Below are 12,072 nucleotides of genomic sequence, written 5' to 3'. Positions count from 1 at the left end.
ATCACGGAAAACCGGGGCCTTGGTTGCCGGACAGGCTGCTGAGCGCGCAGACCAGCGCCGCGAACGGCTCGGTGATACCACCGCAGCTGCCCGCGACCAACTCCGTCGCCACCGGCGTATGCGGTTCGAGCGGCAAGGGGGCCGCGCCGGCCGCGCCGGTGCCGGCCAGTGTGGCGGCGGCGATCAGGGCGGCGCCTGCGAACCCACGGACTGCGATCATTCGAGCTCCTTGTGCGTTTGGTCGACACCCGAAAGTAATCGGCGAGCCCGCGCCGCACATGACCCGAATTGTGCCGTCCTCGCAGCGCGCCGGCGCTCAGTGCACCCGCGCGGGGTGCACCCGGCGCCAATGCTCGGCGATCTCGATGCGGCGAGCGATCCAGACCCTGTCGTGGGACTGCACGTGGTCGAGGAAGCGTTCCAGGGCGGCCATGCGCGCGGGACGGCCGACGATGCGGCAGTGCAGGCCCACCGACAGCATCTTCGGGTTGCCTTCCGCGCCTTCGCGATACAGCACGTCGAAGGCGTCGCGCAGATGCGCGAAGAACTGCTCGCCGGTGGGGAAACCGGCGGGCGAGGCGAACCGCATGTCGTTGGTGTCCAGCGTGTACGGCACCACCAACTGGTCCGTACCCTGCACGGTGACCCAGTAGGGCAGGTCGTCGGCGTAGGAATCGGAGTCGTAGACGAAACCGCCGTGCTCGACCACCAGCTCACGGGTGTTCGGCGAATCACGGCCGGTGTACCAGCCGAGCGGGGCGGCACCGGTGAGTTCGGTGAGGATGCGCACCGCCTCGGCCAGATGCGCCCGCTCGGTGTCCCGGTCGACCAGTTGATAGGACTGCCAGCGCAGGCCGTGCCCGGCGATTTCGTGCCCGAGCTCGCGAAAAGCCGCCACCGCCTCCGGATTTCGCTGCATGGCCCGCGCGACCGCGAAGATGGTCAACGGCAGCCCGCGCCGTTCGAACGCGCGCAGCACCCGCCACAGCCCGGCCCGCGACCCGTACTCGTAGAGCGACTCCATGCTCATGTGCCGATTCGGAAACGCCTGCGCCGGAGTCATCTCCGAGAGAAAGGTCTCCGAGTGCGGGTCGCCGTCGAGGACGTTGTTCTCCCCGCCCTCCTCGTAGTTCAGCACGAACTGGACGGCCAGCCGCGCGCCGCCGGGCCACTGCGGGTCCGGCGGCGTCCGGCCGTAGCCGACGAATTCCCGGCTCACCCGCCCAGCTCCCCGTAGAGGCGGAGCCGGGCCAGGCCGCCGTCGGGATAGATGTCGAGGCGGACCTCCTCCACCGACGCCGCCATCGGCGCGATCGCGAACTGATGCCTGGTGTCGGGCAAAAGGTCGGTGCGCGGCAGTAATTCGAGCTCGGTGCCGTCGTTGGTGCGCCCGGTGAGCCGGGCCGCGCCCGGACTGTTGCCGAGGAAATACGAGGTGTCGATCTCGGCCAGCCGGATCAGGCCGGGACCGGCCAGCCGGATCCGCACCCAGTCGTTGCCGTCGTCGCGACGCCGCGCGGTCTCCCAGCCGTCCCCCATCCGCCGAGCCAGGCCGGGATACAACAGTTGATTCGGCGAGCTGTAGAAGCGGTTGGAGCAATCCAGCACCAGCGCACCGTTTTCCAGTGCCGCCAGATCGAGCGGGCCGAGGCCGAGCAAGCGGGGATCGGGGCTGCCTTCGCCGTGCACCCGCAGCCGTGCGACCCCGCCGTCGGGATGCATGGTGAGCTTCACGTGCGTCCACCGTCGTTCGCTCGCGACGGCGAACGGGTTGCGACTGTCCCCGGCAACGGGGGCGCGATCGACCAGCGTCACCCAATCCTCGCGGGCGGCAATGCTTTCCGCGGTCGGATAGTCCTGCACCTCCAGCGCGGACACCGACACCGCGGGCGGGTAGTTGCCCTTGAACCAGGCGGTGTCCACCACGACGCCGCGGATCACGCCGGGCACGCCGAGCCGCACGATGGCCGAATCGTCTCCGGGCCGGCCGCGGTGCCTACGGGTTTCCCAGCCGTCGTAGACCTGGCCCTTGTGCCCGAACGTCGAGGTCTGATAATCGGGCGGGCCCGGATTGATCAAATTCTCCTTCTCCGCGAAGAATTCGTCGTTCGCCCAGATCACCGAACCGCCCAGCGGGCGCACCGCCAGGTCGGGCAGCAGGGTGAAGTCCGCGTCGGTCATCGGGCCTCCTTCGGCAGCGGCGCGCGCGTGACCAGGGCACGCAGCACCGCCATGGTCAGCTCGGGTGCGTGGGCGGTCAGTTCCGCAGGGGTGCGTGCCCCGCAGTCGAGTCCGCGTAACACCGTGGCGGCCAAGGCTTCCGCGGTGGCCGGTTCGTCCATGACGCCGCCCGAGCGCCGGTCGAGGTAGGCCTGCAAGCGCGGCACGGCCACCTCGATCGCCTGCCGGAAGAAGTCGTAGGTCGCCAGCCAGCGGGTCACCAGGTGGCCCGGATGCATGTCCCACCCCTGGTAATAGCCGCGCCGCAGCGCCCGGCCGACCAGGCGGTGATGGTTGCGCAGCGCGGCTTCCGGCGCGGCATCGGGCACGATCTGGGTGGAGCCGTCGCACACCCAGACCCCGGTCTGCGCGGCGGCCACCTGCATGACGGCTTTCGCGTAGTCGGCGGCGGGATGGTCGAGCGCCTGATCGGGGGCCGCGACGCCGCACGCGGCGGTGTAGTCGTAGGTACCGAAATGCAGTGCGCTGCAGCGCCCCTCGGCCAGGCCGAGCATCCGGGCGATGGGCGCGGTGCCGTCGGCGGCGACGATCGCCTGCGGGCTCTCGATCTGCAATTCGAACCGCAGCGCCCCCGCGGCGAGTCCGTAACCGCTCTCCAAGCCCTCGCACAGCACGACCAGCGCCCGAACCTGTTCCGCCGCACGGATCTTGGGCACGGTGAAGACGAATCCCGCGGGCACCTCGCCCATCCCGGCCAGCACCAGCTCGAGCGTGCGCAGCGTGCGACCGCGCTCCGCCGCGGCGAGGCCCTTCGTCCGGATGCCGAAGCTGCGCGGGCGATCCGGCCGCTGTGCCCAGGCGGCCAGCACCGCGCCCGCCTCCTGTGCCGCCTTGTCCTCTTCGTCGTCAGCGCGGAACCCGTAGCCGTCCTCGAAATCGATGCGCAGATCTTGGATCGGGTCCTGCTCGAGCCGCTTGCGCACGTCGGGCAGCGAGCCGGTCGTGTCCAGCTCGGTCAGCAGGGCGGCGTGCTCGTCCAGCAGTTCGACGGCCACCGCGCCCCACACGCCTGGCGTGTCCTCGGCGATCCGGTCCGCGGGGACATACGCGACATGGATCGGCTGCGACCGTCCATCCGGTCCCGGATAGCGCGTACGCAACTCGGTATCGACGGTGTCGAGCATCGAATCGACCCGCGCTCGGACATTATCCGGCAGCTGCGCTCGATATGCGGCCCTCGCTGTCCCTCCGTGGTTACGCTCGCTGCCGCCTCCGGGCCTGATACTCGCGCCGCGTCTCACCGTGGTTCTCCTTCCTGCATGGCCCGCCAGATACGGTCGGCGGTCATCGGCAGCCGGTCCGGCCGCACCCCGACAGCATCGCGTATCGCGTTCGCCAGCGCCGGGGCGACCGGGTTGTACGGGGACTCGCTCATCGACTTCGCGCCCAGCGGGCCCAGCGCATCGGCGGTATCGGCGAAATACACCTCGGTCCGCGGCACGTCCGCGAACTGCGGGATGTGATAGTGCCGCAGCGACTGCGTGGTGACCAGTCCCTGCGCGCTGCGCATGTCCTCGTACAGCGCGGTGCCGAGCGCCTGTACCACGCCACCCTCGACCTGACCGCGGCATTGCACCGGATTGAGCACTGTCCCCGCGTCGGCGGCCTGGACGGACTGCAGGATGCGGATCGCGCCCGTGTCCGGCCGCACCGCGACCCGGAAGGCGTGCACGTTGAAGCTCACCGAACGGGGACTGCCCGCGTGCTCCCCGTGCGCGATCAACGGGCCGTCGGCCAGCAGTGCCGCCGCGTCGAAGAACTGGTCTCCGCACCGAACACCCGCGGCCTCCAGCACGCAGTCGTGTTCGGGCAGCCCGGCCAGTTTCGCCGCCCGCCCGAGCAACAGCCTGCGCAGCTCCGCTGCCGCGGCATAGCTCGCCTTGCCCGCGACCACGATCCCCGTGGAACCGAACGCGCCGGTGTCGTGGCCGACCAGGTCGGTGTCGGATTGCCGGAGCACGATGCGCGACACCGCGGTTTCCAGCGCGGACGCCGCGAGTTGCGCGTGCACCGTGCTGGTGCCGTTGCCGAATTCCGCGGTACCGACCCGGATCTCGTAGCGGCCGTCCGGCAGCAGGGTGGCCGTCGCGTCGGAGCGGTGGCCACGCGGCGGAATGGTCGCGATCATCGACACCGCCATGCCGGTGCCGACCCGCCAGCTCGGGTCCGGGGCGGCAACGCCGTTGCCGCGCACCAGTGCTCGCTCGGTCAGATCGATGCACTGATCGAGACCGTAGCTGCCGAAGGTCAGGTCGCTCTCGTCCACCTCGGCGCCGACGAACGCATCGCCCGGGCGAACCACATTGCGCCGGCGGAACTCGAACGGATCGATGCCGAGGGCACGCGCCAAGTCGTCGAGCGCGGACTCGATCCCGAAGATCACCTGGCCGAGCCCGTAGCCGCGGAAGGCGCCGGACGGAATGTTATTGGTGTATACGGCTTGTGCGTCCACCCGCTTGTTGGCGCAACGGTAGACCTCGATCGATTCGCCGACGCCGTGGAACATCACGCCCGCGCTGTGATTGCCGTACGCGCCGCCGTCGGCGAGTACATCCACCACCAGCGCGGTGAGCACACCGTCGGCGCCGGCGCCCGCGGTGACCGCGACCCGCATCGGGTGGCGGCAGGTGGCGGCGGTGAATTCGTCGCCGCGGGTGAACTCGTACTGCACCGGGCGGCCGGTGCGCAGCACTGCCAACGCGATGAGGTCCTCGGCGAGCATCTCCTGCTTCGCGCCGAAGCCGCCGCCGACCCGGGTGGCGAACACCCGTACCCGGTCCTTACGCAGGCCGAAGATCTGACACAGTTCGTCGCGCACCAGGAACGGCACCTGGGTGCTGCACCGGACGACCAGCCTGCCGTCGGCGTCGAGCCAGCCGACGCCGCCGTGGGTTTCCAGGTGCACGTGCTGCCCGCGCGGCGAATGCCATACACCGCTGACCACTTTCGCCGCCGCCGCGAGCCCGGCCGCGGTATCGCCGACCTCGCCGTGCACCTCGGCGATCAGATTGCGTCGCGAGTCCGCAATGCGAGCCGAATCCGGTTTTTCCGCATGCAGTTTCGGTGCGTCGGGCAGCAGTGCCGCCGCCGGATCGAACACCGCGGGCAGCACCTCGTACGTCACTGCCAGTGCCCGGCAGCCCGCGCGTGCGGCCGCAAGGCTGTCCGCGACCACCGCCGCCACCCGCTGCCCCACGAACCGCACCGTCCGGTCGAGTACATATGTGTCATCCGGATCGTCGGCGCGCAACTCGTGCCGGGCCGTGGAGAACGCCACCCCTGGTGCGTCCGCATAGGTGAGCACCGCCCGCACCCCGGGCACCGCCTCGGCAGCGGCCGTCTCGATGGACAGAATGCGCGCGTGCGCGTGCGGACTCGGCAGTACCGCGAGGTGCAACGGCGCGCTCGGCGGCGAAACCACCCCCACCCCAGTCGAATTCGTGCTCGACCCGGCGGTCGCGCTCCCCTCGGCACCGGGCGCGAGATCGAAGGTGAACGGCTCGCCCCCGCGCACGATCCGCGGACCGGCGGGCGCACCGACCCCACGCCCCACCCAGCCGCTCCCGGGCAACGCACCACGCGTCGGCTCGCCGGCAGCCCCGGCGTGGCCCCCTTCCGCCAGATGCTGCTCGCCGGCGGTGAGCACCTGGTCTGCACCATCAGCGATGTCCGGTTGCGCGGCGGCGATGTCGGCTTCGGCTGTCGCGGCACCATTGAGGGCGTCGGCGATGGCGCGGTAACCCGTGCAGCGGCACAGGTTTCCCTTCATCAGCTCGGCGATCTCGGCACTGGTGCGTGCGGGACGGTCCGGGTCGGCGGCAGGTTCGGTCGTGGTGGCGGAGCCCCCTTCCGGCCCCTCGTTGCCATCCGGCTCGGCATCGACCGCGGCAGACTGCGCACTCGGAAGGGCAGTGGGGCTCCCGTCGGCGCCGGTCCGGCCGCACGGTGCGGCCCCGGCGAGCCCGAGGCCGGCGGCTGTCACGACCATGCCCGCGGTGCAGAATCCGCATTGGAAGGCGGCGTGCTCGACGAAACGGCGCTGGACTGGGTGGGGGTCCGCGGCGGTGCCGAGACCGGCGGCGGTAGTGACCGTGCGGTCGGCGGCGCGGTGGGCCGGGATGAGACAGGAGTGCACGGGGAGACCGTCGAGCTGGACCGTGCAGGCACCGCAATCGCCTGTATCGCAACCCTTTTTGACAGCGAAGGTGCCTTGTTCGCGAAGCAGGGTGCGCAGGCATTGACCCGGGCGAGGGTCGACTTCGACCGCCCTGCCGTCGATTTCGAGTCTCATAGCGGGTCCTGCACGAGTTGCAACTCGGCGGCGACCTCGCGGGCGAGCAGGCCGGTGACATGCGCCCGCCAATCGGGCGCACCGTGCGGGTCGTCGAACCAGAGCTGCGGATCGAGTCCCGCGACCAGCGCGTCGACCTCGGCCGCGCTGGGCACGGCGCCGAAGTCCAGCACGATCGGCCGGACGGTGGCCGCGCTCAGGGTGATCGCACACCGGCCGTCCGGATCACGCCGCCCCATCACGACCGCGCCGGAACGCCCCAGCGGCGCGAGCGCGATCTTCCGGAAACTCGTGTGCGCGCGCAGGCTTGTCGTCGGAACGGTTACCGACCGCAACACCTCACCGGGCAACAGCACGTTGCGCTCGGGGCCGAGCACGAACTCCCGCAAGGGAATCCGCCGGTCCACGCCGTCCGGCCCCCACAGCAGTGCCACGCCGTCGAGCGCGGTCAGGGCCGCGAGCACACCACCGGCGGGCAGCGACAAACAGATGTTTCCCCCGACGGTCGCGGTCCGCCAGATCTTGTGCGATGCCAGCAAAGCCCGGCACCCTTGCGCGAAAAGCCTTGTACCCGGCCAATCCTCGCGAAACACCGGCACGCCGAGTTCACGCCCGGGCCCCGCACCGGCCAGTTCCGCCAGCGTGCAGGTCGCCGCGATCTCCAGCCCCGCCGGCACCACGCTCACCGCGGGCCAGCCGAGGGCGGTGATGTCGACCAGCCGGTCGAGCCGGTCCTGTGGCTCGGCGAACAGGAAGGTCCCGCCCGCCAGCACCGCGCACGAAGCACTCAGCGCCCCCAGGTCTGCCCGCTCCCGCGCCACCAGCACTTCCCGGATCGTGTCCAGGTCCACGTCTCACCTCGCTCCACTGCCGCTGCCGCCCACCCTAGAAGCGCGGAGTTGCCACGATGTTGCACAACCTCCGCGCCGGATTGCGCGGCCGTTACCCCGCTGATCGGCGGCGGCCGGTGACCGGCCACCGCTCACCTGACCGGCCCCCGCACCGTCCGGCGTCCACCCGGCCCGCCTCCATCCAGTCAGAGGCGGCACTGTTCCAGTATCCCGCATACACCCTGAACAGGACTTACTCAGCACGCCACGGTGCCGGCGGCCTCGACACGCAAGTCCGTGCCCGGTGCACACTCGACACCGGGCAGCCGCGTGATTAATGTCCATCGCGGCTCGCTCGATGTGATATTTCCCACGCCGGCGGCGAGCCATCCCTCACCGATATGCGCGGCCCGCAGCCCTGCTGTGGCCCGCCATGTCCTGACGCGGAAGGGCCACCGATAAACACCGATCAGCGGACGGCGTCTGCCGACCGAGAGCTGCCGGCCGCGCCCGACGCGGACCCGCCGTCCTCCTGGCTGATGACCGCGGCCGATTTCCCGCTTTCCGGCCCCGATCTGCACGTCCTGCGGCGCACGTTCCGGGACTACACCGAACTCGACCGCTGGCTGCCCGACGGCGAACAGTGTCGGCGGCGCGCCTACCAGTGCTTCCAGCTCGACCTGACCCGCCTGAGCACGGACGGCCCCGCCGCCCTCACCGCGATCGATCAGCCGCCGCCGTATGTGCAATCCGAACAGGTCGATCCGGTGGCGGGCGGCATTGCCCGCCGCTTCAAGCTGATCCCGGCGGAGCACCCGGCGACCGAGCCGACCAAGCAGATCGCGGCCGCGGTCGCCCGGCTGCTCACTGCGCACCGGGTGCTGTCCGTCCCGGACTGCTTGGTCGACGCCCATTACCTGCGCCTGATCGCGCCGGGGGATCCGGCGCCGGCGGGCAAGCACCGCGACGGCCTGATCGCGGGTTCCGCGCATCTGATCCAGCGAACCAATGTCAGCGGCGGCGTCTCCGCCATCTACGACCGCTACGACCCGGACCGCGGGTTGCGCAGTTTCGTGCTCGAAGATCCGCTCGACTCTTACGTTTTCGACGATGAGCGGGTGCTGCACTACACCTCGCCGATCACCGTGACCGATCCCGCCGCGGGCGCCGGATTACGCGACGTCCTGCTGATCGGATTCCGCCGGCGTGCCTAGTTCGACGACGACCTTCCGCGACCAGCTGTCCCGCCTGCTCCCCGAGGCCGAGCTCGTGCGGCTGGCCGCCGAGCTCACCGCCATTCCCTCGTTCACCGGGCGAGAGACGCCGCTGGCGGTGCATGTCCGTAACACCCTGCTCCGCAACGATATTCACGCCTACCACCAAGAGGTACAACCCGGTCGATTACAGACGATCGCCCGGCTCGGCCCGGAAACCGGGACGCCCGCGCTGCTGCTCAACGGGCACCTCGACATGGATCCACTCGGCCACGACCAGCCGCGGACACCGTTCACCGCGCGCCGCGACGGCGACCGGCTGTACGGCGCGGGCCTGCACAATATGAAGAGCGGCCTCGCCGCCATCCTCTCGGCCGCGATCATGGTGCGCCGCAGCGGCATTGCTCTGCGCCGCCCGCTGCTGCTCGAGTTCGTCGTCGGCGAGTTGCAAGGCGGCACCGGCACCAGGCACGCACTGCGCAGCGGGCTCACCGCCGACGCCGCCGTGGTGCCCGAACCCTATTCGGTACGCCGGGTGATCACCCGGACCGCCGGGGTGCACAAGTTCGCCGTCGTCGTGCGCGGCCGCACCGCGCACACCAGCAGGCCGCATGAGGGTGTCGACGCCATCGCGATCCTGCGGCGCACCCTCGACCTGCTCGATACCGCCGAACTCGGTCTGCGCAATCCCGAATTCCCGCCGCTGCCAAGGCTTCAGGTGGCCAGCCTGCTCGCCGGCCGGGGCGAGGAGCACGACCCGTCCGGGGTGAGCTACTGCGCGGACAAGGCCACCGCGCTGATCGACCTGCGGTATCCGCCGCCGTTCGAGCCGGAGCAGGTCGGCAAGGCCGTCGACATGGCGCTGGATCGGGCACGGGACGCCTTTCCCGAAGCACGGATCACGCTGGAGCATCCGGTCGATCCGCGCTATCGGGTCGGCGGCACCGACATGCCGCCGATGGACCGGCCCGCCGACTGTGCCGTGGTCCGCGATATCGCCGAACTGCTCCCCCAGGTCTCGGATTTCCGGGTCGAGGAGTGTGGCCTCGCGCTGCCCTACTCCTGCTGCGGCAACGACGCCACGCATTTGAGCCGCGCGGGCATCGAATGCTGCCTGTTCGGACCGCGCGGTGCGACCCCGGACACCGAGCACCACGTGCTGATCAGTGAAATGCGCGCCTGTGCCGATACTTTGGCACTGCTGGCGGCCCGCCGCTGCGGCTGACGGTCACCGCCCGCTACCCCGCCTTCGCGACCAGCGCGGCCTGCGCGGCGGCGACCGCCGCGCCGACGGCGTCCTCGTCGACCGTGACCAGTCTGCCGTCGCGCACCACCTCGCGTCCGTTCACCAGCAGCGCCGCGAGGGGTGGCGCGGCGCCGAGCACGAGGGCGGTCACCGGGTCGTCGATGCCCGCGTGGGCGGGGGTGTCGAGCCGCCACAGCGCGAGATCGGCGAGTTTGCCGGGCTCGATCGAGCCGATCTCGGCGGCCCGGCCGAGCACCCGGGCGCCGCCGATCGTGGCCAGCGCCAACGCGGTTCGGGTCGTCATGGCGCGCGGGCCGCCGCGGTTGCGCGCGTAGAAGAGTGCGTTGCGCGGCTCCTCGAGCATCGAACTCGCCTCGTTGCTCGCCGCGCCGTCCACGCCGAGACCGACCGGCACACCCGCCCGCACCAGATCGGCGGTGCGCGCCACGCCCGCGCCGATGCGCGCATTGGACGTCGGGCAATGGGCAACGCCGGTACCGGTTTTCGCCATGGTGGCGATGGCGGTGTCGTCCAGATGGATGGCATGCGCCCACCACACGTCCGAGCCGACCCAGCCGAGCTGCGCCATGTACTCGGCCGGGGTACAGCCGAATGTCTGTACGCAGTAGTCCTGTTCGTCGATCGTCTCGGCGACATGGGTGTGCAACCGGACACCCAGCTCGCGTGCCAGCACGGCGGATTCCCGGAGCAGCTCGGAGCTCACCGAGAACGGCGAGCAGGGGGCGAGCGCGATGCGCAGCATCGAGTCGAACGACGGATCATGATGGCGGGCAACGGCGTCCGCGCTGTCGGCCAGGATGGTGTCGAGCGACTGCACCACGTGATCCGGCGGCAGACCACCGGCGCTGCGCCCCAGATCCATCGAGCCGCGGCACGGGTGGAACCGCAGGCCGACGTCGGCGGCGGCCGCGATCTCCGCGCCGAGCACGTCGCCGCCCTCGCGCGGGAAGACGTAGTGATGGTCGGTGCTGGTGGTGCATCCGGTGCGCGCCAACGCCGCCAGCCCGCCGGTCGCCGCCACCCGCACCGCGTCCTCGTCGATACCGGCCCAGATGGGGTAGAGCGTGGTGAGCCATTCGAACAGCGTGCTGTCCGCGGCCAGACCACGAGTGATCCACTGATAGAGATGGTGGTGGGTATTCACCAGGCCGGGGGTGAGCAGGCAGCCGCGGCCGTCGATGCGGTGGGCCGAATCATCCACCGGCGGCGCCGCTCCCGGCCCGACCGCCGCGATCCGGTTGCCGCGCAACACCACATGACCGTGGCGGTATTCGGTGCCCGCCGGGTCGACGGTGGCGACGGCACAGTTCTCGATGACGGTCACGGCAACCATGCGGGACCTGCCTCCGGTGCGTCGGCGCGCTGCAGGGTCGCATGGATCAGGCCGTACGGCCGGTCCGCCGCGTAGTAGACCTCGCCGTTGTTCTCGATGCCGAAACGCGCCAGGTCATAGTCGAAGTGGTGCTTGTTCGGCGCGGCGAGCCGGATCTCGGCGAGCACCGGATAGGCCTGCAGCGCGGCCTTGCCCATCTCGAACAGGGTCTGCTGCAACGCCTTCGAATGATGGGTCGCGAAGGTCTCGACCAGTCGCGCGCGAATACCCGCGTACACGTCGTCCCAGGCGATGCCGGTGGTCGCCGCGAAACGCCACGCGACGACGAGGGTGGTGGCCAGCATCCGATCGTGGGTCGGGGCCAGCACAGTGAATTCGTCGCTCAGGAAGTCAGCGAACTCCGACCCGGTCGACTTGAGGATGGTCAGGTCTTTCACGCCGCCGATCACCCACGCCTGCCGGTCGGCGCCCGTGCCCGCCACCGTGATCGCCGCCGTGCGCACCTCCGGGCCCTGCCGCACCCAGGTGTGCTCGTGTTCGCGGCCGTCGACCGTCACCCGCTGCCAGGCGTACTCGTCGATCTCGATCCGGGCGCTGGACACCGGCTCGATATCGTCGACGAAATGGCCGGCCAATGCCAGCCCGTAGTCCTCGATCGTCTGTAGCCCAGGCTGTTTCGCGTAGGCGAACGCGGTCTGCTTCTGCGTGTCGGTGGGCAGCACCTTGCGCTGGTCACCGGCGTAGGCGTCGGCGAAGTCGCCGCGCAGCACGGTGGACACGTTCACATCGCGGATCTCGTGCCGCGCCGTCTCGCGCCGGATCCGCACGACGCGGTTCTCAGCTTTGCCGTATCGGTGGTCGGTGAGCGTGATCGGCCCGGTCAACTCCATGCTGGA

At 70.5% G+C, this 12,072-nt stretch carries 10 protein-coding genes; 2 read left to right on the top strand and 8 right to left on the bottom strand.

The genetic code is table 11. From position 1 onward, the window contains the following. Nucleotide 1 precedes the first annotated feature (1 nt). The 6 genes from TY25_RS10980 to TY25_RS10955 all read right to left on the bottom strand — a co-directional run bounded on the left by TY25_RS10980 (nt 2) and on the right by TY25_RS10955 (nt 7,383). A complete protein-coding gene (locus tag TY25_RS10980; RefSeq protein WP_042255814.1) occupies nt 2-220 on the bottom strand; it encodes a hypothetical protein in 219 nt (72 codons plus the stop codon). Nucleotides 221-316: 96 nt separating this feature from the next. Further along, on the bottom strand, nt 317-1,219 hold the full coding sequence (gene puuE, locus TY25_RS10975) for an allantoinase PuuE (protein WP_042255813.1): 903 nt from the start codon (nt 1,217-1,219) through the stop codon (nt 317-319). Beyond that, nucleotides 1,216-2,181, bottom strand: a complete 966-nt coding sequence (gene alc, locus TY25_RS10970) for an allantoicase (protein WP_042255812.1) — start codon at nt 2,179-2,181, stop codon at nt 1,216-1,218. The genes puuE and alc overlap by 4 nt, the downstream gene beginning before the upstream one ends. Next, nucleotides 2,178-3,365, bottom strand: a complete 1,188-nt coding sequence (locus TY25_RS10965; protein WP_042255811.1) for a DUF6986 family protein — start codon at nt 3,363-3,365, stop codon at nt 2,178-2,180. Before TY25_RS10965 ends, alc begins: the two co-directional genes overlap by 4 nt. Before the next feature lie 113 nt (nt 3,366-3,478). Then, nucleotides 3,479-6,532 carry a molybdopterin-dependent oxidoreductase gene (locus tag TY25_RS10960; RefSeq protein WP_042255809.1) on the bottom strand — a complete coding sequence of 1,018 codons (3,054 nt, stop codon included), beginning with the start codon at nt 6,530-6,532 and terminating at the stop codon, nt 3,479-3,481. Further along, nucleotides 6,529-7,383 (bottom strand): FAD binding domain-containing protein, encoded by an 855-nt coding sequence (locus TY25_RS10955; protein WP_042255808.1) that lies wholly within the window; start codon nt 7,381-7,383, stop codon nt 6,529-6,531. Before TY25_RS10955 ends, TY25_RS10960 begins: the two co-directional genes overlap by 4 nt. A gap of 518 nt (nt 7,384-7,901) precedes the next feature. On the opposite strand from TY25_RS10955, the gene TY25_RS10950 reads away from it, so the two are divergent. After that, nucleotides 7,902-8,576 carry a 2OG-Fe dioxygenase family protein gene (locus TY25_RS10950; protein ID WP_052382912.1) on the top strand — a complete coding sequence of 225 codons (675 nt, stop codon included), beginning with the start codon at nt 7,902-7,904 and terminating at the stop codon, nt 8,574-8,576. Further along, nucleotides 8,569-9,801 carry a M20 family metallopeptidase gene (locus TY25_RS40440; RefSeq protein ID WP_052382911.1) on the top strand — a complete coding sequence of 411 codons (1,233 nt, stop codon included), beginning with the start codon at nt 8,569-8,571 and terminating at the stop codon, nt 9,799-9,801. The genes TY25_RS10950 and TY25_RS40440 overlap by 8 nt, the downstream gene beginning before the upstream one ends. A 13-nt stretch (nt 9,802-9,814) precedes the next feature. Here the strand turns inward: TY25_RS40440 and TY25_RS10940 are convergent, their stop codons facing one another. Next, nucleotides 9,815-11,176, bottom strand: coding sequence for an 8-oxoguanine deaminase (locus TY25_RS10940; RefSeq protein ID WP_042255807.1), 1,362 nt, complete (start codon nt 11,174-11,176; stop codon nt 9,815-9,817). After that, nucleotides 11,164-12,066 carry a factor-independent urate hydroxylase gene (gene pucL / locus TY25_RS10935; protein WP_042255806.1) on the bottom strand — a complete coding sequence of 301 codons (903 nt, stop codon included), beginning with the start codon at nt 12,064-12,066 and terminating at the stop codon, nt 11,164-11,166. Before pucL ends, TY25_RS10940 begins: the two co-directional genes overlap by 13 nt. Nucleotides 12,067-12,072: the final 6 nt, after the last annotated feature.

The sequence above is a fragment of the Nocardia brasiliensis NBRC 14402 genome, from assembly GCF_000308475.2.
GTDB lineage: Bacteria > Actinomycetota > Actinomycetes > Mycobacteriales > Mycobacteriaceae > Nocardia > Nocardia brasiliensis.
This window is presented reverse-complemented; position numbering and strand designations above follow the sequence as displayed.

Excerpts from the sequence above, each read along its gene's own strand:
- TY25_RS10940 (WP_042255807.1), bottom strand. The coding sequence starts at position 11,176 with ATGGTTGCCGTGACCGTCATCGAGAACTGTGCCGTCGCCACCGTCGAC.
- TY25_RS10980 (WP_042255814.1), bottom strand. The coding sequence starts at position 220 with ATGATCGCAGTCCGTGGGTTCGCAGGCGCCGCCCTGATCGCCGCCGCC.
- pucL (WP_042255806.1), bottom strand. The coding sequence starts at position 12,066 with ATGGAGTTGACCGGGCCGATCACGCTCACCGACCACCGATACGGCAAA.
- TY25_RS10960 (WP_042255809.1), bottom strand. The coding sequence starts at position 6,532 with ATGAGACTCGAAATCGACGGCAGGGCGGTCGAAGTCGACCCTCGCCCG.
- TY25_RS10950 (WP_052382912.1), top strand. The coding sequence starts at position 7,902 with ATGACCGCGGCCGATTTCCCGCTTTCCGGCCCCGATCTGCACGTCCTG.
- TY25_RS10965 (WP_042255811.1), bottom strand. The coding sequence starts at position 3,365 with ATGCTCGACACCGTCGATACCGAGTTGCGTACGCGCTATCCGGGACCG.
- alc (WP_042255812.1), bottom strand. The coding sequence starts at position 2,181 with ATGACCGACGCGGACTTCACCCTGCTGCCCGACCTGGCGGTGCGCCCG.